6 protein-coding genes are annotated in these 25,655 nt (G+C 42.0%); 2 read left to right on the top strand and 4 right to left on the bottom strand.

What is annotated here, in order from left to right; translation table 11 throughout:
- Window positions 1–4 precede the first annotated feature (4 nt).
- Window positions 5–2,452 (top strand): TonB-dependent receptor, encoded by a 2,448-nt coding sequence (locus tag N473_RS20455; protein WP_063369535.1) that lies wholly within the window; start codon window positions 5–7, stop codon window positions 2,450–2,452.
- Window positions 2,453–2,588: 136 nt separating this feature from the next.
- Here the strand turns inward: N473_RS20455 and N473_RS20450 are convergent, their stop codons facing one another.
- The 4 genes from N473_RS20450 to N473_RS20435 form a co-directional block, all read right to left on the bottom strand.
- The gene (locus N473_RS20450; RefSeq protein WP_063369534.1) at window positions 2,589–3,290 is read right to left on the bottom strand and encodes a hypothetical protein; all 702 of its coding nucleotides are present in this window, start codon (window positions 3,288–3,290) and stop codon (window positions 2,589–2,591) included.
- A gap of 152 nt (window positions 3,291–3,442) precedes the next feature.
- Entirely contained in the window at window positions 3,443–6,541 is a 3,099-nt protein-coding gene (locus N473_RS20445) for an efflux RND transporter permease subunit (protein WP_063369533.1), read from the bottom strand.
- Entirely contained in the window at window positions 6,541–7,653 is a 1,113-nt protein-coding gene (locus N473_RS20440; protein ID WP_063369532.1) for an efflux RND transporter periplasmic adaptor subunit, read from the bottom strand. Before N473_RS20440 ends, N473_RS20445 begins: the two co-directional genes overlap by 1 nt.
- Before the next feature lie 18 nt (window positions 7,654–7,671).
- On the bottom strand, window positions 7,672–8,397 hold the full coding sequence (locus N473_RS20435; protein ID WP_063369531.1) for a TetR/AcrR family transcriptional regulator: 726 nt from the start codon (window positions 8,395–8,397) through the stop codon (window positions 7,672–7,674).
- A gap of 1,203 nt (window positions 8,398–9,600) precedes the next feature.
- Here N473_RS20435 and N473_RS20430 point away from each other — a divergent pair.
- The gene (locus N473_RS20430) at window positions 9,601–25,653 is read left to right on the top strand and encodes a non-ribosomal peptide synthetase (RefSeq protein WP_196766443.1); all 16,053 of its coding nucleotides are present in this window, start codon (window positions 9,601–9,603) and stop codon (window positions 25,651–25,653) included.
- Window positions 25,654–25,655 lie beyond the last annotated feature (2 nt).

Below are 25,655 nucleotides of genomic sequence, written 5' to 3'. Positions count from 1 at the left end.
GATTATGTTTAAACTTTCACCACTGATGCTAGGCTTAATCGCGCCGTTATCAGTCCACGCTTATGCGCAAAACATCCAAGGTCAGGTTCAAGATCAAGATGGTAATGCAGTTGCCAATGCGACCGTATCGGTCATGGGTTCACAGCGAACAGCCCAGTCAGACAGTAACGGTAAGTTTGTTTTGCAGACAAACTCAAGTGGTGATGTTGAACTACATATCACGGCATCTGGTTTTGCTCATCAAAATAAAGTAGTAGCTGCATCAAGCACAGGCACAAGTAATGTGTTAGTAACTTTAAATGCGTCAGCGATTGAAGTGCTCGATGTCAAAGCGTCTCCATTTCATGCGTCGATGATGGAATCTTCAATGCCAGTGAGCGTATTGTCTGGCGACAAGCTTCGCGAGCAACAAGCTGCAACACTTGGTGACACGCTTTCAAAACAAGTAGGCGTACACACCAGCTTTCATGCCAAGGTGGCCAGTACTCCGGTTATTCGAGGCTTAAGTGGCCCACGTGTATTAATCACGCAAAACAGTCTCGATGTGAGCGATGCCTCTCGTGTTGGCCCTGATCACTCTGTAGCATCAGAAACCTCAACTGCCCAGCAAGTCGAAGTTCTTCGCGGACCAGCAACGCTATTTTATGGCAGTGGTGCAATTGGTGGTGTGGTCAATGTGGTAGATGAGCGCGTGCCTACGCGCAGTGACACATTTGGTGAAGTATTAATTGAGCATGCCACGGGCGATGAGCAAAAGCTAGCCAGCTTTAACTTAAACACGGGTGTTGAGCAGTTTGCGTTTCATGTGGATGGTTATGTCAGAGACTCAGAGGATTATGAGATCCCTGTGCCTGCTGAAGTCGGCTCAGAAAAAAGTCAATCGGGTGACTATACCGTTGAAAATAGTGCTGAGGAGTCATCAGGCGGCACCGTAGGTACATCCTATCTATTTGATCAAGGTTATGTAGGTGTTTCTTACGGTAAAATGACCCGTGAATATGGCATTCCAGGGCACAGCCATGGCGATGAAGCGCCAACGGTTTATGCAGATTTAGATCAAGACAGATGGCAGCTTATCGGTAAATATAGCTTTGATCATGCATGGCTAAATGAAGCAAACTTTAGAGCGGCTTACACAGATTATGAGCATGCAGAAATAGAGCATGGAGAAGTGGGGACTATTTTTGCCAACGAAAGCCATGAAGCGCGATTAGATGTGATGCATCAACCCATCTCTGGCTGGCGCGGTGGCGTCAGTGTGCACTACAAGCGCAGTGACTTTTCAGCGCAAGGTGCCGAGGCATTCACACCGCCATCGGTAAGCGAAACCTTTGCCATTGCCTTAATGGAAGAGCGTCATTTTTCTGATGTATTAGTACAGTTGGGCGCACGTGTTGAGCGCGTCACTATTGATGCGCCAAATGTTGTTTTATCAAGCGGTGACTTGCAAGGTGATGACGACCACGACCACGACCACGACCACGACCACGACCACGACCACGACCACGACCACGACCATGACCATGGTAATTTAGTCGCCGATCGTGTTTTTGCCGTTGATCATGAATTTACCCCTGTTAGCTTATCAGCAGGTGCGGTGTGGGATTACCAACCGGGCTATAACGTCGGTATTTCAGTATCACGATCAGAACGTGCACCTGCTGCATCAGAATTATTTTCGTTTGGTCCACATATCGGTACTGGTACTTATGAAGTGGGAGCTTTGTTTAGACAAAAAGCAGATAGCTTGTCATTTGAATTAAATCCAGAGGATATTGACTTAGAGCGCGCGCACAATATCGACTTAACTTGGCGAAAGCTGGAAGGGGATTTCGGTTTTGTACTGAACGCGTTCTACAACCAAATCGATAATTACTATTATCAAGTTAACACGGGTTTGATGGCCGATGATGGTCATGATCACCACCATGATCATGGAGAACATGGTGATGAGCACGACCATGGTGAACATGAAGAGCATGGCGAACATGAAGATCATGGTTTACCTGTTTATGTCTTTAAAACAGATGATGTGATCACACATGGTTTTGAGGCCGAGTTTGCATGGCAAGCAACAGATGCATTGCACGCAACTTTATTTGCAGATTTAGTCCGTGCACGCTTAGATCAAGGCGGCGATTTGCCAATGGTTTCACCGGTGCGCTTTGGTACTAAATTGACCTACAACCTTGATGAATTCACCGTAAACCTTGATGTTGTGCGATATCAGAAGCAGTCTCACATCGCAGCCCATGAAACGGTAACACCGGGTTATACCCTAGTTGATGCCAGCATTAATTATGATTTTGCTGCACTAGGCCAAGACTGGGTCATGTATCTAAAAGGACACAACCTAACGGATACAGAGGCACGCGTGCACACCTCTTTCTTAAAGGATAAAGCACCTATGCCAGGCAGAAGTTTTGCGTTTGGTTTTAGAGGCTATTTCTAATTTTTTGTCACTGTAGTCAAAGGGGCTTAGGCCCCTTTTTTCATTGTTTGAATAATGAGTACGTCTGAATGAGTGTATCTGAATAATGACACTTACCTAAAGCATATTTCAATGAAGCCCAAAGCTGACAGTGGGTTTATTCTTCACTGCTTTTTAAAAACTGAATTTCAGGACTTTCAAGCGAAAATACTCGGCCATCGTCGAGTGTCATTTCAATGTAAAAACTCATCGGATAGTTTACATCTGGTGCTGTATTCAAAATTAAATCTGTCGTAAAGCCAAGTGATTTTAAAGGCTCGCCATCGGCTGTTTCAATGTACTCATTTAATGCGGTATAGATGCGTTTATCGTTTTTATAGACATAGTATTGATTTGGGAAGCTGGCAAAAGACACTGAAAAGAATTGGTTTAAGTTGCTGCCAGCAGGGGCCGATTCATTAAAATCATAAGGAGAAGTGATCACGATGGACTGGATGTTTTCTTTGGTTGTCTCAGGTACTGGTGACAGCGCATAGGCCTTACTGATGAGTGAGGGCGGCATTAAATTAAATAAAGATGCCTTGTGAGTCACTATTTCTGTGACTGTGTCTAATCCAAAAATTAAATGATTGTATTTAATCGGTGTATTTTCTTGATAAGACTCGTCGCGTTTAATGTCTTCTTTTGAAAGTGTGGAGTTTAGTTCGCGATTAAATAAATACAGCTCTACACCTTTTACGATTTTTTCGGTTTGGGGCTCGCTTGGTGGTTGAGGAACTGTCGGCCCACTTGAGTCTGAGCCGCAGCCAAATAAGGTTGTCACCAAAATAACTAATCCAGCTGATCGTAAATAACGCATAGTAAATCCTTTAATATCAATTTTACGCTATAAAGTATGGACTAAAATAGGAACGCTATTTGTTATTTATTGTTACCGAGGAAGATTGGGAGAGCAGTTAGGCTGAGTGGATAGGGTTAGGTGCTCAGCGATTAACTGCGCACCTGTTTGCTTTAAATTTCAGTGGCAAACTGTGTTTCGTTTAGCGCTTTTTCAGACTCAACTTCTCCTCGATGGTCAGTAGCTAGCTTTTCATAAAGCAGCGGTAATACAATCAGCGTGAAGAACGTCCCGATCAGCATACCCGCAACCAGAATAATACCAATGCTGTTTCTCGCTTCTGCACCAGCACCTGTAACAAGGACTAGCGGGAAGTGACCCAGCACGGTTGCGCCCGTTGTCATCAAGATAGGACGAAGGCGGGTTGCCGCAGCGCCTTTGACAGCTTCAAATTTGTTTTTACCTTCAAGTTGTAAATGATTGGCAAACTCCACAATTAAAATCCCATTTTTAGCGATAAGACCAATTAAGGTAATAAGGCCGATTTGGCTGTAAATATTCACTGTGGTAAGCGATAAAAACGGCAACATCAGTGCGCCAGATAAGGCCAAAGGTGCACATCCGAGTAGCACCACAAGGGGATCTCTAAAGCTATTAAATTGAATCGCTAATAAGAAATACACCACAATCATGGCGACCAAGAGTACGCCAACCATGGTATTACCTTCTTTACGAAGCTGCCTTGATTCGCCCGCATAATCAATTGAGTAATGTGCAGGAAGGATTTCTTTGGCAATGTCTTCAATACTGCTTAGGCCTTGCTCCTTGGTGATGTGTGGCAGCACGCCCGCTAAGATCCTGAACGAGTCTTGTTGGTTAAATGAGCCCAAAACACGAGGGCTGGTGAAGGTGCGCAAAGTGGCAAACGCAGAGACTGGAATGAGCGTGCCATGGTCATTTCTAACTTGCATATCGAGAATATTTTCAGGGTTGTAACGCTCATCATCACCCACAATTGGGATCACGCGGTAAGCTTTCCCATCTTTGTTGAAATAGTTCACAAAGTTGTTGGACATCAACACGCTCAGCTGGTTATTTACATCCGCGAGATCCAGACCCAGATCTGCGACCAGTAAGCGATCTATTTCAAGCTCCGCCTGTGGTAAGTCAATTTTAAGGTCGGTATTCACAAACATAAATTGGCCGCTGGCGTTGGCCTTGGCAATGATTTGGTCTGCGTATTGCTTCATCGTCTGCGCATCATCACTGGATCTCAGTACCACTTCGACATCAAACTGGCCTGCGGTCGGTAAAGAGGCCGGTAGGATAGGGAATAAGCTTAAACCTGTGACGCTACCAAGACGACCGTATAAATCAAACAATAAGTCATGCACTGAGTTTTCGCGCTCTTCATATGGGGCCAGCTCCACACCACCAAAACCCGCAGCTGCTGTGACAATTTGCCAAGTAAATTGACCGCCTTCGGTCGCGTTCATCACGCGTGCTGTTTCATTCATTTTCTCAGCGGTATAGACCTGCGAGGACTCAGGTGGCGCTTCTATCACCACTTGCACACTGCTCTGATCTTCAATCGGTGCCAGTTCTTTTTGCGATAACAAGTAAAACGGCACTGACAGGAGTGAGAACACAATAGCGACAAAAAATATTTGTGTACGCCACTGGAACAAGGTGTCTAAGCTTTTGAAATAGAATGCTTGCAGTCTATCAAAGTAGCCATTCACTGCTTGAGTCAACTTGCCTTCTTTGCCGCCTTCAGGGCTAACATAGGCACTCATGATGGGCGAAAGCGTCACAGCCACTAGCCCTGAAATTAAGACTGCAATGGCCAAAGTAAAGGCAAATTCACGGAACAAGAAGCCAGTTAAGCCCGTTAAAAAGCCAATCGGTGCATAAACGGCGGCAAGAGTTAAGGTCATCGCAATGACGGGCACAAGTAGCTGCCTTGAGCTGATCAGCGCCGCTTGTAATCTGGGTTTGCCTTCTCGCATATGTCGAGCAACATTTTCAACGACCACAATGGCATCATCGACGACCAAGCCAACCGAGAGCACGATGGCCAAAATGGTGAGTAGATTTAACGAGAATCCCATGACTGAGATCACCGCAATAGCACCTAAAATAGAGATTGGAATAGTGATAAGCGGCACCATGGCGGTTCTGAATGACCCCATCATGGCAACGACAACGATACCGACTAGGAGTACAGTCTCAGCAAGGGTAGTAAAGATCTCCTTGATTGAATCCCGCATGTAGAGTGTGCCGTCGTAACCTATCGAGATTTGCATGCCGTCAGGCAATATCTGGTTGATTTCGTCCAGCTTTGCATAGAGCGCATCACCGATATTGATCTCATTGGCACCAGGTAGCGCCCAAACAGCTAAGAATACTGTATCGTGATAATCTAAACGGGCGGTCACCATACCGGGGGCTTCGCCAATTTCAATATCGGCAATGTCGCCTAGCTTTAACTGTGCAGTGTCTGTTTCTTTTACAACCAGTTGCTCAAAATCAGCGACGTTTTTTAGACTGGTGTTGGCCATTAAGTCGATGCGTTGACGATTATTTTCGGTGTAACCAATAGTTGCAATGGTATTGTTGGCTTGCAGTGCAGCAAACACATCGCTGGCGCTGAGGTTATAAATGGCCAGTTTATCTGTGTCTAACCAAACGCGCATCGCTGGGTTTCTACCGCCCTCTAGGGTGACTTTTTGCACCCCAGGAATGTCAGACATAGACGGCACGACATTTCTGACCAGATAATCACTGACTTCATTTCTCGGTAAGCCTTGCGATTCAACATCTAAATAAAATACTGCGTAGGGGCTATCAGCTCGCACAATTTGAATGGCTGGGTCTTCCGCGCCTGTCGGCAGCTCAAATTTAATTTGGTTAAGGCGTGTTGTTAGCTCTGCAAGGGCATCGGTTGTGCTGTGATTCAAATCAAGCCAAGCGGTTACTTTGCTGAGCCCTGATGTGGTGACAGAGTCAACGTAGTCTACGCCGGGCACAGTCGAAGCCACACGTTCTATGGGCTCGGTAACATAGCCTTTGACAACATCGGCCGCTGCACCTGTGTAGACGGTATTGATGACGAGCGAGGCACTTTCAATTTTTGGATACTGCTGAACGGAGATCTGCCGAGCGGCATTCACACCCGCTAAAATAATCAATAAGGACAAGACAATTGCCAACACCGGACGGTTGACAAAAATATCCATTATTGAGGGTTTATTTTCGTGTAATGAGCTCATTACTGCACTCCGTTTTCACTTTGTGTTGACGCTGTTTGCTCGGTAAAAACCAATAAGTTTTCTCTGAGTTTAAATGCCCCTTCACTGGCAATAAATTCACCGCCTGTGAGCCCTGACAATACAATTTGATTGTCTTGAACTTTGTCACCTAACGTCACTTTAATGGGGGTTGCACGCCAGTTTTGCTCATCGTCTTTTTCTAACTTGTATACAAACTCACCAAAGTGGCTACGTGTAATGGCATTGGTGGGGACCATCACGGCGTTTACTGTTGCAGAAGGGATTTTCACCATGGCCATTTGGTTGTGATTAAACAACTTGTCTGTATTAGGTAACAAAGCACGATAGCTTTGCTGGCGTGAGTTTAAATCGATACTTGGTTTCTTTGCGATGATCTGTGCTTGATAGTCGCTTTGAACATTTTGGTTGTTATTTGAAAATGAGATGCTGACTTCACTGCCAATGCTTGGCTGAGACAAGGTTTGTGGCACATGGAAATCGACCCAAATAGCGTCATCTTTGCCTACCATAGTGGTAATTTGACTATTTACGTCGAGAAACTGGCCCACTTGGTATTGATCAAATCCAGTGTGACCTGCAAAAGGTGCAGTGATGGTTTTTTTAGCGATTAAAGCTTCTAGGTTTTGTACTTCGGCTTCGCCAATGCTGACATTCGCTTCTGCTTGATCAACCTCATCAGGGCTAATTCGTTTTTGTTCAAGTAATTTGACCACACGAGCATAGGTTGATTTAGCCAGTTTAACGCGTGCTTTTGCCGCTTTTAGATTGGCTTCATCGATACTGGTGTCAAGTTTGATTAATACATCCCCTGCATTAACCGTGTCACCAGGGTTAAATCCAACAAAGGTGATCTGTCCCGGATACTCATTGCTGATTGTCATGTTTTGACGCGCTTGTAGTTGACCAACGACTTTAATATGAGTGGTATGCTCAACCGCTTGCGCATAGGTGCTTTTCACTGAGGCAGATGGTTCAGGAAAGGATTCACCGAACGCAATCATCGCTTGTATTTGGCTAAATTTAATGAAGCCAAGACTGGCAATCACAACAAGGACAATAAAAATAGCGGTGAGCCAACGTTTAATGTTCATAATTACTCCTATTTGTGATTAACGCAGATTGAGCGCTATCAACTGTTGTTCAATGTGATTAAGCGAAGCGTCAGTAAGTGGTTGCTTCCACGGGTAGCTATTAAGTAGACGCACAGAGCTTCTGATTATTGGGTGATTAAGTGGTAGTGAGGCCAGCAAAGAATCAGTTCCTTCTATAATTTGTTTTGTTTGTTGTACACGCTGTACTTGCTCGTAGCCGACGGTCAGCGCCCAGCCACTGATGATGATCTCTTCTATGACTTCAGACAAGTTTGGCACAGCTTCAAGCTCTCCTGCATTAATACCTTCGGCGAGTGCCACTTTAAAAGAAGACTCACAGCGAGACTGGGCTTCAATAATTTTACCGGTCCAGTAATTAGAGCCTTTTTTGATGACAGCTTCATTGGTGGCGTATGTTTGAAGTGCGTAATCAAACTCGAATAACTGAAGTTTTTGAGGTGAAATGAGGCTAATGGCGATGATTTTTTCAGGTGCGGTGAGTTCAAGGGCCAGTACTTGGGTAAATACATTGGAGAGGTGAATGAAAGACTCGTTGGCAAGGGCCAATACGATGTCTTCTTTACTTTGTACGAATTTATAGACAGATCCCATAGAAAGTCCGGCAATACGCGCGACTTTTGCCATGGTGAAGTCAGTAATTGATGACTCATTGATACATTGCTCGGCGGCTGAAAGGATCATCTTTTGCTGAGTGTGTTGGTCATATTTTGGCGCAGGAGCCATACAAGTACCTCTAGATTAGCAGTTTGATTTTCATTCGAATGATATTCGAATGTCATTATTTTAACTTGAACGCCCCTGAAGTCAATTAAATATATCGGACTTATTTTTGCTTCTTTACTAGGGAAACAGGCTAGCATGCGATCGTGATACTTTTTCAAACATCAAAGCGATGTTCTGTAAATGTAGAAAGTACTAATGCAGAGCCACAAACTAAGTGGCTGCTGGCTCGCTATGATTTTACGATTCGAATCGCATAGCAAGCTTAAGTTGAGCGCAAGTTTGCTATTTATATTATTTGAAATGTAGTCACAGCCGACACAATTACGAGGTCAATCGTGCTGAATGCGCTTAAAAGAGGAGATGTCGGCTAAGCAGAGTGATTAGAGCAACATTCTATAAGTCTATTGAAGCGAGTTTAGCCTTAAACGGCTTTCATCATTTTTACACCATCGCTTTCTTTCTTAAAAAACACTGAAGCGTGAGATACATCTATTGATGACTAGTTTCACCTTTCTGTGAGGTCTAAAAAGCTGAGCTTTAAGTGGTCTTTTATCGATTATAAAGTGTTGTAAGGCAGGAGGGAGGTTACTCTTCTTAGATATAGATAATGCATAAAGTTTAAAAAATCGTTTTTTTACACTTAATTACAAAATAACTGTGATGACTTTCATTTTTAAATAGTTTTTTTGATAAAAAATCATAAGTCAATCTAAGTTTCAAATCCTTGTTGCTTTTCTTTATTCGCTTTCCTCAAAAATTACTTTTGATGTGTTTCCACCCATTTGTTTTGGTTAATTTTATTATTTATTTCATGTTGTTATGTTCAATTGTTTTTACGTTTTGAAAATTCACTTCTGTTTAAATAATACATAGAAATATATGTTTATTATGTTCATGGTACTCAACTAATGGTGTCTACTAGCTGTGCTATGTAGTTAAAGCCCTTCTCTGAATAGCCGCTTCTTTCTTACCTTTTAGCCTAGATTTTTGTGTTTTTTTGTAATTAATTGTTAATTTATTAACATTTTATTCGTGTGTTACAGCGTGTTTTTTGTTTTTTGTGTATTTTATCTGTCATAAACTGAGTGGACACTCTTCTTTTTCGCTCTATTTTTGTACCGGAATGTAGACTGGGTGATATTAAAGTGGTAAGTTGTTTTTGATTTGTTATTGATGTTTGGTTTTATTGTAAAGGAGTTGGTTGTGCAGAAAAACATAGAGCAAATTTTAGGATTAACTTCTGTGCAAAAGGGCATGTTAATCGAATCCATTAAGAGTGAAGGGAACAGTGTTTATTCTGCACAACTTAGATTATCTCTTGCCGGAAACTTATCAGTCGATTCTTTACATGAAGCAGTTAATCAACTTGTAAAAACACATCAAACATTAAGGAGTGTTTTCCGCTGGGAACGTATTAAAGAGCCTGTTCAAATAGTCTTAAAGGAAGTAAAAGCGCTATTTAACTTCGTTGACTTAAGTGGTGAGTCTAATGAAGAAAAAATAAATAAAACGCGAGAAATTATCGAAAAAGACCGTGATACACCATTTGATATAAGAAAGGCTTGTATTCGTTTTTTAGTTATTAAAGTCGAAGAAAATCGATATGAATTAATTGTTTGTAATCATCACATTATATTAGATGGTTGGAGTAATGCATTACTGTTAGAGTCTTTATTTGATTTGTATTGTTCTACTACAGGCAACTCTAATCGAGCAAAGAAAAGCTGGAATGTAACGTCATTAGAGCAGCATCGTAAGCATGAGCTTATCGCTTCAAAAAATACACAAAAGAGTAATTACTGGCAACGAGAAGTTTCTGATTTTATTGAGGAAAACAGGCTTTCCATTAGAGAGTTAAAAACTGATTTTCAGGTCGGTTATACATCTCAATCCAGCCCTTTAAATAAAAACAAAATAGATAAAATTGCAGAACAGTTTCAGATTACACCTTCAACAGTTTTGCTCGGTTGTTGGGGCCTGTTGCTACGTTGTTATAATAATTCTGATGATATTTGTTTTGGTACAGCAATTAGTAATAGAGCGACATTGCCAGAAAACCTCGCTACTGTCATTACCATGGGGATACAGACTGTTCCTCTTCGTTTCAATATTGCCAGTACAGAATCGTTAGCATATTACTTTGAAAGGGTTCAATCCTCAGTCAATAATGCACTTGTGAATCAGCCTGTCGATCTAAATGAAATAATGCGGTCAAGTGGAGTATCCGCAGAATCAGAGTTATTTGATACTTTATTTACGGTTGAAAATTACCCTTTAAATGAAAGCGTGATTTTAAATAGCACCGGACTTGAGCTGATTGATGCTGAACATTGGGAAATGAATCATTATCCGATGTCTGTAACAGCTCAATTATTTGCGCAATACAAACTGGATCTAAACTACGACCGTAGTCAGTTTAATGATGAGTTAATTACTTTATTACTTAACCAGTTTAGCTTCATTATTGATCGTATTTATACAAAACCAAATAGCCAACTGAAAGAGATAAGCCTTCTTGATCGAGATATTCGACTAGATGTCATTAATCAAGTAAACCCAAGATATAAAGAGCCTACTTGGGAGGCTTCTGTCATCGAACTGTTTGAAAGTGCGGCTGCTTCTTTCTCTGAATATATTGCAATTGAGCAAGACGATAGAGTGATTACGTACCAGCAGCTTAATAATTATGCTAACCAAATTGCGCAGCAAATTGTTTCAAGCCCCAGCTATGCACCACAGAAGTCCGTATTAGTTTACTTACCCAATTCAATCACGCTGATTGCAACGATGATAGCTTGTTGGAAAGCAGATGTTGTGTATGTGCCGGTTGATGCGGTGAGCCCGCCTTCTAGGGCGGGACAAATTGCATTGGAATGTAGGGCAATAATAGCGATTAGTGACCGCTCTTTGGATCTTACAGCTGACATTGACTTTTGGCCTATTTCAGCGATCAGTCATGATATGAATAAAGCGTTTTTGGCTCCTAAGAGAAGCGCTAGTCCAGATAATTTACTCTATATCTTGTTTACTTCAGGCTCTACAGGCAAACCAAAAGGCGTAATGATCGATCATAGAGCGTGTTTGAGCTTTTGTAATGCATTTGGTGAGGTCGCTAATCTTCAGCCACAAGATAGAGTACTTTCGCTGACGGGTATTGCCTTTGATGTATATTTTGGTGAAACCTTGGTGCCATTGTTGGCCGGTGCAACGATACAACTTGCTGACAAGCAGCAAACCATTCAAGGGGAAGGTGTAGCCGGTCTTTTGAATGCACAAGATTTTGCAATGCTGCAAGCAACACCATCTCGGTTAAGCATGATTTTGTTGCAGGCTCGCTCTGAATTTAGTCAAGCAAAGCTGCAAAAATTAATGCTCGCTGGTGAAGCTTTGCCTACAGAAATAGCAAAACAAGCTCAACGTTATTTTGGTGAGCAATGCCAAATTGTAAATTTATATGGCCCAACCGAGGCTAGTGTTTATGCAACATGGCAAGAGTTTAATAGTGCACACCCGGTGAACATTGGTCATGGAATGGCGAATGTGAAGGCATTTGTGGTAGATCGCAATGGGCATGTTCAGCCTCCTTTTGTGCGAGGAGAGATTGCTCTAGCGGGGCAAGCTTTGGCTCGCGGATATTTAAATTTGCCTGAAAAAACAGCCCAAAGCTTCGTTAGTGGCGAGTTTTTAAATGAAGATAGAATATATCTCACAGGTGATATTGCACGTGTAATAGAAAATGGTGAAATTGATATTCTGGGCCGAAGAGATGAGCAAATAAAGCTTCGTGGATATCGAATAGAGTTAGGAGAAGTAGAGCAGTCTTTACAGGCGTTAATCGATGTAAAAGCGGCCTTAGTTAGAGTGCATGAAACTGCTCAAGGTGTGCAGCAATTAGTTGCTTATGTTGTAACAGATAACTCAGGTACAACGCAGCTTGAGAGCAAGGTAAGGGCTGAGCTTTCAAAGCAGCTGCCAGATTATATGGTCCCTAATGTCTTTTTCTTTCTTGAGAAATGGCCACTTAATACCAGTGGTAAAATTGACAAAAAGGCATTACCTACACCAGATCAAGCTGAGCATAGCGCACCTTATATTGCCCCTGCTACTTTTTTGGAGCATGAAGTACAAAAGAGTTTTGCGACTGTACTTGGTGTTGAGCAAGAGCAAGTTAGTATTTCGGATAATTTCTTTGAAATTGGTGGGCACTCTCTTGCTGCGATGAAAGTGGCAGCTGACATTTCGAAACGCTTAGATGTTGATGTCTCATTACAGTACATTTTTATGTACTCAAGTGTCGCGCAGTTAGCCCAACAAATTCACGACTTGCCTAGTTATCAAAAAGCCTTGGCGATACCAGCTAAAGAAGAAAGTGCGCCTCTAAAACCATCATTTTCTCAGCAGCGTATTTGGTTTGTAGATCGCTTGATGGGAAGCACCCAATACAATATGCCAATTGCGTTTGAAATTGATGGCAGTTTTGATATTGATGCTGCGCAATTCGCTTTATATCAAGTCATAATGCAGCATCCAGTGTTGCGCACGACACTCTTAGAGAAAAACGGTGAAATTGCCCCTGTTGTACTAGAGCCGAAGTCATTTGATATTACAAAATATGGTATTGAATCGGCATTGAATAATGAGCAAATAGAACGACTTATTATTGAGCACAGTACTAAAGCATTTGATTTAAGCTCAGATCTTATGCTCAGGGCAAGTTATTTGAAAGGCCAATACAATAGACAAGTGTTTGTGCTAGTAGTTCATCATATCGCATTTGATGGCTGGTCAGAGGCAATACTGTTATCAACATTTAGCCGCTATTACGAGGCATTTATAAGTGGTGATACTTCAACTGGATCTCTAAGTGGTATTCAGTTTTCGGATTACGCTTATTGGCAACAGACGACTTGGAGAAATTCGTCAGAATATCAGAGCCAACTTACTTACTGGCAACATCAGCTTGACTCATTACCTGATACTCACAGTCTACCACTTGATTATAAGCGCCCTCAAACAAAGCAGACTGTAGGTAAATCAATTTCAGTTGGATTGCATGAAGCACAGTTAAAGGCTTTGTGTGATTATGCTCAAGCTCATTCATTAACGCCGTTTATGCTTTTTCAGGGAGTGTTTGCTTTATTTGTAGCGATACAAAGTAAGTCCAAAGAAGTGGCGATAGGTACAGTTGTTGCTAATCGTGAGCAGAAAGAACTACATGACATCATAGGCTTCTTTGCAAATACATTGGTATTAAAAAGTTCATTAGAACAGCCATCTTTTTCGAAATACTTAAAGCATATTAAAGAGGTGAATTTACAGGCTCAGGCGAACCAAGCTGCGCCATTTGAGCAGGTAGTTGATTCCTCCCATGCTTCGCGAGACCCTGCATACACGCCATTGTTTCAAATTCTATTTTTGATGGAGCAGAGTTCTACACAAACGATAGGGCTTGGCGATGCTTGTCTAAACTCCTTACCTGCGAATAACAGAATTTCTAAATTTGATCTTGAAGTGACCCTTCGTTTAGGTGAGGACAAAACCGAAATTGAATGGCTATATGACTGTGCATTATTTTCAGATGCACGAATAGAGCAATATACAAATGACTTCATTACTTTGCTTAATTCAGTCATTGATGGTTCTTTAACTGAGAGCTGGGACAAAATAAGCCAGTTTGAAAGTATAGAGCTAAGTAGAGCTGCCACTGTTACACCTTCTCAATATATAGCGCCGAAAAATCAACTACAGCACGCTCTCGTGACTATTTGGGCTGACGTATTAGGTGTACCAAGTAATACACTGGGTATTGATGACAACTTCTTTAACTTGGGTGGCCATTCGCTTCTAGCGATTAAGCTGTTATCAGAAATTCAAGACAGACTGAATATGGCGCTCGATATGAGCGAATTCTACTCATCGCCAACGATCCGTGAATGTGCAGATAGTTTAAAAACGAACGATATAAACGATGACTTAGTTTTACTTACTCGGGGAGGAGAAGCGCAGTCATATCCTGTATCTTTTGCTCAGCAGCGTTTGTGGTTCTTACATAAGATGAGACCAGATAGCACTGAGTATAATATGTCTGTCAGCATTGATGTTAAAGGTAATTTTAGGTTACCAGCCGCACAAAAAGCCATGCTCGATGTAATTCAGAAGCATGAAATATTAAGGTCCATTTATCAGCAAGATAAAGAGCAGCTTGTTCAGCACATACAAGAAGTTGAGCAATATATTTTTGACTTCGTGGATCTGGGTAGTCACGTCCATAACCAAAAACAGCAAGCATTAGGTGAGATAACCGCAGAGTTTTTTGCACGTAGTTTTGACTTAACTCGAGACCTGATGGTGCAAAGTTGCTATGTGTCTCTGGGAGAGGCTCAGGGGGTGTTGCTATTTAATGTACATCATATTGCGGCTGATGGTCATTCGATAGGTATTTTCCTACAAGAATTTTCCGACAATTACTCAGCATATGCACAGGACAAAGCCCCACAAATAATGCCGCTTTCTGTTCAGTACATTGATTATGCAAACTGGCAATTGAAGTGGTTGGAAAGTGAACAGTATTCGAGACAAGAAGCGCATTGGCAGAGTACGCTTAAAAATGTACCTAGTGTACATCGTTTGCCATTAGACTTTGTTCGTCACATAGATAATCCATCCATCTCTCAATCTTTTACCGTTGAAAACTCATCAAGTGTTCATGAGCGGCTTGTCGCTAAATCAAGTGAATTCGGTGTTACTCCGTTCATGTGGAGCCATGCTGTTTTTAGCCTCGCGTTAATGGAATTGAGCAAATCGAATGATATTGTGATCGGTACGCCTGTTTCTGGCAGAAAGCTGAATGCACTCAATGATCAAATAGGCTTGTTTGTAAATACCCTTCCATTGCGCGTGAAGTGCAATGAAAGTCAAACGTTTTCAGAGTTTTTGAATGTCATTAAAGGTGTTAATGCAAACGCATTGAGCAATCAAGATCTGCCATTTGAACGTTTGTTGGATTTGTGTAACGTGAGTCGCTCTTCGCAATACACGCCGCTATTTCAAATCTTGTTTACGATGAATGAGGTGTCGCTGTCTAATTTAGAGTTATGGGAGCTTGAAGTTGAACCTGTATTACCCATTGAGCAGACAGCAAAATTTGATTTAAGTTTGGACATTTCTTCTGATGATAAATGTATGTATTGGAAGTGGGTTTATGATGGTTCGATTTTTGCCAGTGATACGATTGAGAAATTGGCGCGAAGAGCCAATGAGCTGTTACAGCAAACGCTTACTAAAGCGGATACAGACCTTAATCTGCTCATCCGTGATTTTGACCAGTTGTCTAGTCACATTGATATGGCGGACGAGGGTGAAGAGTTTGTTGCGGCTAGGAGCGACGAAGAAAGCGCCTTGGTTCAACTATGGGCGAATATACTCGGCAGAAAAGAGAGTGAAATAAGTGTCAGAGATAATTTTTTCGCTTTAGGTGGAAATTCATTACAGTCGGTACAATTGGTTTCGGAACTCTACAAAGCATATGGCAAAGAAATAAGCATTGCGGCTTTTTATGATGAGCCAACAATTGAATGTTGCCTTAGTTTGATGGCGAACCAAGAGCAAGTAAGCCAAGCTCACAAAATCGAAAAGAGTGACTTGCCTGCAACGCCTTCTTATGCGCAACAAAGAATGTGGTTCTTAAGTCAAGTTACGTCTGAGCCACTTTACAATATGGCGTCGGAGTTTAATGTAACAGGTCCTTTTGATACTGCATCAGCGACGTCAGCATTAAACAAGCTGGTACAAAGACATGAGGTGCTGAGAAGCCAGTTTTTGAAAACAGAACATGGCCTTGAAGTGGCTATCTTAGACTCGTTCAAGCCTGAGGTGACTGAATACAATTTAATTGGGTTAGAGCCTGAAGATCAAAAAAATCAACTCGAAGCGCTGATCACAGCGAATAAAACTTTCAATTTCCAATTGGATTCTGCTCCGTTATTCCGGTGTGATTTTTGCCGAATATCATCTGAACAGGGTGTTTTACTGTTTAATATTCATCATATTATTTCGGACGGATTGTCCGTGGATAATATGTTCGAAGAGTTCATCACCCATTATGAGTCGTTAATAAATAACGATACAAGTTCTTTATCTTCGTTACCCTTACAATACAGCGACTATGTAGAGTGGCAAAAAAAATGGATGGGAGAAGCACGCGCTGAGCAGCAGTTAGCTTATTGGTATGATCAATTGGCTAATATACCTGCTGTGCATGGCTTATCGTTAGATTTCCCCAGACCAGAGGTTAAATTATATCAGGCAGACCTACATACTGTCACTTTACCTATTTCTGTTAAGCGTCGTTTGACGTCGTTAAGTGAACGTTTCAAGGTCACTGAGTTTGTTTTCTTACACAGTGTGTTGAGTTATGTATTGGCGCGACATAGTAATAGTCAAGAGATATTGATTGGTACCCCTGTAGCTGGGCGACGCCACCCTGATCTAGCGTCTTTAATTGGCTTATTTGTCAATACGGTAGCATTGAGAACAACCTTGTCCGGTTGCAGGACCTTTTCAGAGTATTTGTCACATGTCAAAGCGGTAAATGGTGAAGCGCAAGACAATCAAGATATCCCGTTTGAACAAGTCGTTGAGCATTGCCAGATAGAGCGCTCGGTAGATTATACACCTGTCTATCAAATTATGATGACGATGCGTGGCGAAAATCAAAGTAAGCAAGTTGCAGATGTTTATTTTGAGCAGCAAGAGGTGTTTGATGGTGTAGCGAAGTTTGATCTATCTGTTGATGTTGTTCTTGATGAGCGAGGTGTTACATGGAATTGGGCGTTTGATTCCCAATTGTTTACACATCAGCATATAGCTCAAGTAAGTGAACATGTGATCGCTGTGCTGGAGCAAGTACTAGAAGAGCCTGCGGTAAAGCTTTGTGATGTTGCAATGCTAAACGCTAAAGAACTTCAGCAGTTGTCTGATTGGGGTAAACCCACCAACATGACTTTAAGTCACCAAGATACGATTCAGGCAAGGTTTCGTAAGCAAGCTCAAAGCTTCCCTCATAGTGTGGCAATTCGAACAGGTGAGTCACACCTAACATACCAACAATTAGACATATTATCCGATAAATTAGCGGGTGATATTTGTCAGCTGGTTAATGGACAGCGTGATATTCGCATTAGCGAAGGTACTTTGATTGCGTTATATCAATCTAGAAGTATTGAATTTATTGTCAGCATACTGGCTATAACGAAGGCTGGTGGCGCCTATGTTCCAATTACTATCGATACCCCCGCTCAACGAGTGACGCAGCTTTTACATGACAGCCAAACATCACTTGTACTTACACAGCTTCAATTCAGTGAACAGTTAGATAGTTTATTAAATGCGTCAGCTGTGACAGTAAATGCTGAAGTTTTGGTAGTTGATATCGAAGCACTTTATCAAGCGCCTAATTCAACAGTTACAAGTTTTGAGGCGCAGCAAACTGATTTAGTGTATGTCAATTATACATCAGGCACGACGGGTCTGCCGAAAGGTGTAATGATAGAGCAGACAGGTGTATTGCGCTTAATTGATCAACCCTTCCTTGCTATGAATGAAGAAACGGTGACGATTCAAATCAGTAGTCTTGCCTTTGATGCTGCGACATTCGAGATCTGGGGAGCTTTGTTAAACGGTGGGTGTTGTGTTTTATATACACATCCTCATATGGACTTAGCGCTATTTAATCAAATCTTGGGCCAACATGCAGTCACACATACATTTATTACAGCAGGTTTATTCAGACGTTGGGCTAGTTCACTGAATGAAAGTGAGCAAGGCTATAACTTACAAGTTGTTTTGTCAGGCGGAGACATAGTCTCTCCTCAAAGTGTTCGACAAGTGCAAGAGGCGCTGCCCAATGCGCAAGTATTCAATTGCTATGGCCCAACAGAAAATACAACTTTTACTACATACTTCGCTGTGCCTGCATTATCACAAAAAGCTGAAAAGCCGCTTCCAATCGGCGTACCTATGCAGGGTGATAGTGTATATATCGTCTCAGAAGATCTAAAGTTGCAACCACCTGGCGTGATTGGTGAATTGTTGGTTGGTGGCGGGCTGGCCAGAGGTTATTTAAATCAGCCTGAACTGTCAGAAGAGAAATTTGTTCATGTTGAGACCGCCAATGGTCAAGTAGAGCGGCTTTATCGCACTGGGGATTTAGTCCGTTTTAATGCCAAGGGGCTCGTTGAGTTTATTGGTCGTGATGACCAACAGTTAAAAATACGAGGATTCCGAGTCGAACTTGCTGAAATATCTGCCGGTATCGAGCAATCTCAACAAGTCTCTCAAGTGTATGTTGTGGCGCAGCGAGCTGAAAACATGGAGCCCAAGCTCATAGCTTATGTTGTTCCTGAGATTGATGATGTGTCCAATTTAGCCTCCCAGCTTGAAATATTAAATGATGGTGGCGCTACCTATTACAAAATGAATGATGCTGCCCAGCGTTGGTTGCAAGTTTTAAAGCAGGAAGTTTTATCAGCGCTGCCTGCCTACATGGCTCCACATTGTTATGTGATGTTGCCAGAACTGCCGATCACTAAAAATGGCAAGGTCGATAGTAAATTGTTACCTGCAGCTCAAGAGTTGCAATTGGATGTTGAATTTCAAAGTCCTAATACAGAGTTAGAGCGAGATGTAGCTCGATTGTGGGCGCAGGTATTAAAAATAGATGCGCAGAGCATAGGCCGACATACTGGCTTTTTTGAACTTGGCGGGCATTCCTTGAGTATGATCAGTTTGTCAGCTCTGATCCAAGCTCAATTGAATGTAGAAATATCTATTAGTGATTTATATGCACACGCTGAGTTATCAGCCATGGCAGCCTTGCTGTCTTCTTCTCGAGATGGACAATGGCGTGAAATTGAGGTTGTTAAATCAGAACAAGGTCAATACGCGCTCTCACCTGCCCAGCAGCGCCTATGGTTTATTGACAAGCTAGGTGAATTCGGTGGAGCCTATAATATTCCTGTCGCATTTGAAGTGTTTGGAGATCTGCAACTAGATTTAGTAAACAGCGCGATAGATATTTTGCTTACTATGCACCCAGTGTTGCGTAGCGTGTATAAAGAGACTGCGCAAGGGGTGATACAGCAAGTCATTCCCATGAGTGATGTGCACTGTGTTGTAGAGCATATTAAGGTCGATGCATCAGCTGACTTTTATGACGAGTTAGCAAACATTGCGATTAAGCCTTTTGATTTATCTACAGATATCATGCTGCGTGTGTACTATGTTTCCTTGCCAAATGATAACAGCGGTAGGGCGCGAGGTTGTTTGATTCTTAACATGCATCATATTGCCGTTGATGGATGGTCTGTTGCGCTTTTAACAGAGCAATTCTCTCACTGCTATGAGCTGTTAAATCAAGGCCAGTCAGCGTCTATGATATGTAACCAATTAGCAAAAAATTCAGTTTCATATGGAGATTACGCGACCTGGTTAAATGCCCCTGAACAACAAAATCAGGTTGCTGAGCAGGTAGAATATTGGCGCTCGCAGTTAGCTGATGCTCCTTGTGTTCACGGTTTACCATTGCTGCGACATCGACCTGAGATTAAGCAAACGGACGGTGCCCGCATCGTGTCTACGGTATCGCCAGAGCAAACCGTACGATTGAGAAGTGTGGCGCAAAACAATGATATGACCATGTTTATGTTGGTGCATGCAATGGTGAGTTTATTAATAGCTCGTCATGGTGGCAGTAACGATGTCGTTGTTGGTACGCCTACAGCTAATCGTCGACATGAACAAACGAAAGACTTAGTCGGGCTGTTTGTTAACACCTTGGTTCTGCGCGTTAATGCAGGACACCATTCATTACGAGATTTTCTTCAACACGTCAAGAAAGTCAATATTGAAGCACAATCACATCAAGATGTACCTTTTGAGCAATTGGTGGATGCACTGAATGTGAGTCGAAATCCAGGTGTATCTCCAATATTTCAAATTATGTTAGATATGAATACCAATGAGCAGGCTGGTATTCATCTTAATGATGTTGAATTGTCATCATTGAATGAATTTGCTTTTCCTGTACAAAGTAAATTTGATATTCATATTAGTGTTGTACCGAATGATAGAAAACTGGATATTCATTGGGTATATGACACAGCATTGTTTGATAGTACGTATATTGAGCAGCTTGATTCGCATCTACATAATTTATTTGCTTCAGTTTGCATGAACAACAGTGATGACATCACGTCATTGGACATGCTTTCTAGTACTGAAGTTGAGTATTTAACTCAGCAGATGAATCCAAGTAGTGATATTTCTGTGCCAGTGTGTTTACACCGATTATTCGAAGAGCAAGCCACTAAAACGCCGCACGCTGTAGCTGTGTGTTCTGGGAGTCATACACTTACCTATGAGGAGTTAAACGCACAAGCAGAGTCTATTGCAGCTTATCTGGTTTCACAAAATACCGCAGTCGGTGATGTTGTTGGGATTTGTATGAGCCGCTCTGAAAAAACACTCGCGGTTATTTTGGCTGTTTTAAAAGTGGGGGCTGCTTATGTCCCTCTCGATCCCAATTATCCGAAAGCTCGAATTGAATATATTCTTGCTGACGCGAAACCGGTGCAAGTTTTTATCGATAGTTCAACAGCACATTGTTTTGAATTCGGTAATGTTAATGTCGTTAATATTGAGCAAATACCGCAGCTGTCAAAGCGTTCTTCTTCAGAGGTATTTAGCGATGTTAACCAGATGGCTTATATCATTTATACCTCTGGTTCTACAGGTAATCCCAAAGGCGTCATGATATCGCATCGAAATGCCGCTGCTATGCTTGCTTGGGCAAATGAATATTTTAGTGATGAAGAAAAACGTCGAGTATTGGCGAGCACTTCATTGAATTTTGATTTATCTATTTTTGAGATCTTTTTACCACTGGTAAGTGGTGGGACGTGCGTTGTAGTGGATAGCATATTGAGCTTACTTGAAGCTGACCACTGTGCGCTGGATGTGACTCTTATTAATACAGTCCCCTCAGGTATAAACTCGTTATTGCAAGAGGGGAGAATCCCAGCATCAGCTATAACTGTGAATTTGGCCGGAGAGCCCTTACAAGCAAATACAGTGAACCGCTTATTGGATTTAGCTACGATCGATAGAGTGGTTAACCTTTACGGTCCTTCAGAAGATACTACTTATTCAACTTTTTACAGTATGGCACAGCCAGTCGACAGCAATCCTCTGATTGGCAAACCAATTTCATCTACACAGGCCCTTATTTTAGATTCGAATCAGCAGTTAGTGCCATTTGGTTGTATAGGGGAGTTGTATTTAAGTGGTGAAGGGGTCTCTATGGGTTATCTTAATCAGCCGAACTTAACGGCGAATAGCTATCTTGATAACCCATATATTTCAGGCAGTAAAATGTATAAAACCGGGGACTTGGTCAAGTATACAAAAGCAGGCTACTTGGATTACTTAGGCCGAATTGACGATCAGGTTAAAGTGAATGGCTTTAGGATTGAATTGGGTGAGATAGAGTTCCATTTATTGCGTTTGGAGTTTGTGGAAGCCTGTTTGGTAAAAGTAGCGCAAGAGCCCACACGGACACTGTTAATTGCTTATATCGAAGTTTCTTCATTGAGCGATAATTGTGAACAACAGGTTAGGGAGCATCTCAGTAAAAACTTACCTAAACATATGGTTCCCAATGTAATCGTTACCTTAGATACATGGCCTTTGCTACCTAATGGAAAAATAGACAAAAAGAATTTACCGGCTTGGAATATTTCGCGTGTCACGGTTGAACCACAAACCCCAACAGAGATTGTGGTGGCTGAAATTTGGCACAGTTTGCTTGGGATAAATGGGGAAGTACTTGATGCTGAACAAAGCTTTTTTAGTCTTGGCGGGAACTCACTTCTAGCCGTTAAGTTAAACGGCCTTATCCAAAAGCGTTTCGGTATTTCCATCGGACTTGCACAACTGTTTGAGCTCCAAAGTATAAAGCAGCAATCTCAGGCGATAGATAAAGCATTATCGGTCGGCCGAACATCATATGACATTGTGCCGTTACAACATCAGAAAGCGCGTCCGCTTGCTCCAGCTCAAAGGAGACTGTGGTTTTTATCTCAGCTAAATGAGCAGTCAACAGAATACAACATGTGTACTGCATACGAGTATCAAAGTGCAATTGACCCGGATGTATTGAAGCTGTCAATAGAAGCGCTGATCGCTAGACATGAGCCACTGCAAGCTACATACCACATGGTTGACTTGCAGCCTATGTGGTCCCTCAATGAAACAGATAACCTGATGTTTAATGAAGTTGATCTGTCGGGGCTGCCTATATCGAGTCAAAAAGCTCAATGGCGTGACATTTTGAAGAGCGAATTTGAGTATGTATTTGATTTGTCAAAAGGTCCATTGGTCAGAGTGAGTTTAATAAAGACAGGGCCACAATGCGGTAAGTTGATCTTTAATATTCATCATATTGGGTTTGACGGTTGGTCAATGCACATTGTTGAACGTGAACTGCAAACCATTTATGGTGCATTGTTGGCATCTAAAGTGCCTCAGTTACCTCTATTGCCAGTAACCTATTCAGATTATGTAAGTTGGCGAAATGAGTTTGAACAAACCCAAGCCTACGAGAGTCAGGTTGAATATTGGCTAGAGCACTTAGCTGATGCTCCACCATTACATCGTTTACCCATACAGTTTGAGCGACCAGAGGTTAAACGTAATGATGCTGTAGTATTGAGTACTGTGCTTGATAATGAGCAAAAGTCAGGTTTGGCTGCGTTGTGTGCATCATTGCAAGTAACGCAGTTTATGCTGGTGCACGCACTGATCTCCCTGCTTATTGCACGTCATAGCAATGATCATGACGTCATATTATTAACCCCGATAGCAAATCGTGAGCAGCAATCAATTACAGATTTAGTCGGCTTTTTCACCAATACACTTGTGCTAAGAAGTAATACCGAATTTAACAGTTTTGTTGAATTTATTGCGCATATCAAAGAGTGCAACATTGCTGCACAACGTAACCAACTGGTTCCTTTTGAGTATCTGGTAGAGCAACTCAATTTGCCACGAAGTACCGCCTTTACACCACTCGCTCAGTTAATGCTTAATTTCATTGAAGCGAGTGAACCTACTTGTGATGGAGCCATGAGCTTACAGCGTGTTGAACAGGGAGAATCAGCGAAGTTTGACCTAGAAATTCGTGTTGAAAACCGGGCATCTGAGTGGGGTATTGATTGGATATATGATAAAGCACTGTTCTCTAGTGAGTATATAAGCAAACTATCGAGTGATTTCATACAGCTTGTTGATAACTTGCTGGCGCTAAACGGTGAAGTTAATGCACTTTCATTGACACAATTGAGCTTATATGACGAGAAAATGCAGGCCGAATTACAGCTTGGGGTCAAGGGAGAAAAGCAGCTTTATACACACTCTTCAATTCATGCGCTTGTAGAGCATAACGCGATTGAGTTAGCAGACCATCCAGCCTTGCAATCCGCAAATGGCGATACAGTGTCATATCAAACTTTAAATCAATTAGCCAACAGAATAAGCCATAGCTTGATTGAACTTGGTGTGAATCAGTTTGATGTAATAGCCATGAGCTTGCCCCGAGGGGTTGAACAAATTGCATTGTTGCTTGGTATTTTAAAAGCGGGTGCGACTTATTTGCCAATTGATACTCAGCTACCAGCGGCGCGGATGGAACATATTATCGGCACATCATCTGCCAGATTATGGGTCGTCGAAGATGATCAACCTATCACCGCAGTGGACAGTTTTATATCTAGTCGTTTTGTTTCAATTGCAGAGCTTGTTGCTAATGAAAATCGTGACAATCCAAATATTGAGGTAGCACCATCAGATCCGGCTTACTTGTTATTTACTTCGGGTACGACTGGTTTGCCAAAAGGTGTACTTCAAACACATCAAACGATAGCTAACTTAGTACAGACTGGTGATCACGACCAACCTTATACAGGTCTTCAATTTACACCGATTACTTTTGATGTATCAATTCAAGAGCTTGCTACAGCATGGCACAGTGGCGCTTGTTTAGTATTGATGACGGAGCACCAAAAGCAGGAGCTCGCAGATATCAGAGGGCTAATTGAAGCACATCAAGTGCAGCGCTTGTTTGTTCCCCCTGCGGTTTTTGACTTAATAGCTCAACAATATATTGAGCACCCGAATACAAAAGTGTCGCTTAAAGAAGTCATCGTGGCCGGTGAGCAGTTAATACTGAGCGAAGCCATCAGGACATTCTTAGCGTGTAATCCGCAATGCCAACTTTGGAACCATTATGGTCCAACTGAAACGCACGTTGTGACAACTTATAAAATTGGTACGGGTAGCGATACTGCCCCGCCAATTGGTTGCTTAATACCGAATGTAGACGCCTATGTGGTTGGAATACACCAACAATTAATGCCTGTAGGCAGTAAAGGTGAGTTGTGGATTGCAGGATGTTCTTTAGCACGCGAGTACATTGGCAATGAGCTACAAAACTCAGAAAAGTTTATAGCTTTAGGTGAAAGTGAACGTTGTTATAACACTGGCGACGTTGTTTTATTTGATGGATATGACTTCAAGTATTACGGTCGCAGCGATAGGCAGGTTCAGATCCGAGGTTTCCGCGTTGAACTTGCTGATATTGAGTCTCACTTGCGTCAGCAAGCAGGCGTAATTCACGCTCATGTGATCCAGCGAAATGAATCAGGAAAAGACATGCTGGTGTCTTATATAGAGTATGACCATGCTCAAACCACCAAAGAGGATGTCATAGCTGAAGCGAAACAGCACTTGCCAGATTATATGCATCCTGATGCGTGGGTTGAGGTATCCCACTGGCCACTCAATACCAATGGTAAATTGAATGTACACGCCTTACCAATACCTAAATTGGAACTTGAAACACATATTGCGCCTAGTACAGAGGTTGAGCAAACACTCGTAAATATGTGGGCTGATTTGCTCGGTCTAAGTAGTGAACAGGTCAGTATAGATAGCAACTTTTTCGAGGTGGGTGGTCACTCTCTACTGGTTGTTAAGTTAGTTGCTCAAATTCGAGCTGAATTTCAAGTTGAGCTTAACGTACGAGATATTTTTTCCAACCCTAGAGTTCGTGAGCAGGCTGAAATTATTGATTTATCACATGCGAAAAAAGCGGCGATAGAAGCGGTAGCTAAGTCAGATAATGTAATTGAAATGGAGATTTAATC

The sequence above is a fragment of the Pseudoalteromonas luteoviolacea CPMOR-1 genome, assembly GCF_001625685.1.
In the GTDB taxonomy this organism is placed as follows: domain Bacteria; phylum Pseudomonadota; class Gammaproteobacteria; order Enterobacterales; family Alteromonadaceae; genus Pseudoalteromonas; species Pseudoalteromonas luteoviolacea_K.
Note: the sequence above shows the minus strand (reverse complement) of the source record. Positions and strands in the feature narration are given on the sequence as shown.

Coding starts and splice junctions, on each gene's coding strand:
- N473_RS20455 (WP_063369535.1), top strand. CDS start 5: ATGTTTAAACTTTCACCACTGATGCTAGGCTTAATCGCGCCGTTATCA.
- N473_RS20450 (WP_063369534.1), bottom strand. CDS start 3,290: ATGCGTTATTTACGATCAGCTGGATTAGTTATTTTGGTGACAACCTTA.
- N473_RS20445 (WP_063369533.1), bottom strand. CDS start 6,541: ATGAGCTCATTACACGAAAATAAACCCTCAATAATGGATATTTTTGTC.
- N473_RS20440 (WP_063369532.1), bottom strand. CDS start 7,653: ATGAACATTAAACGTTGGCTCACCGCTATTTTTATTGTCCTTGTTGTG.
- N473_RS20435 (WP_063369531.1), bottom strand. CDS start 8,397: ATGGCTCCTGCGCCAAAATATGACCAACACACTCAGCAAAAGATGATC.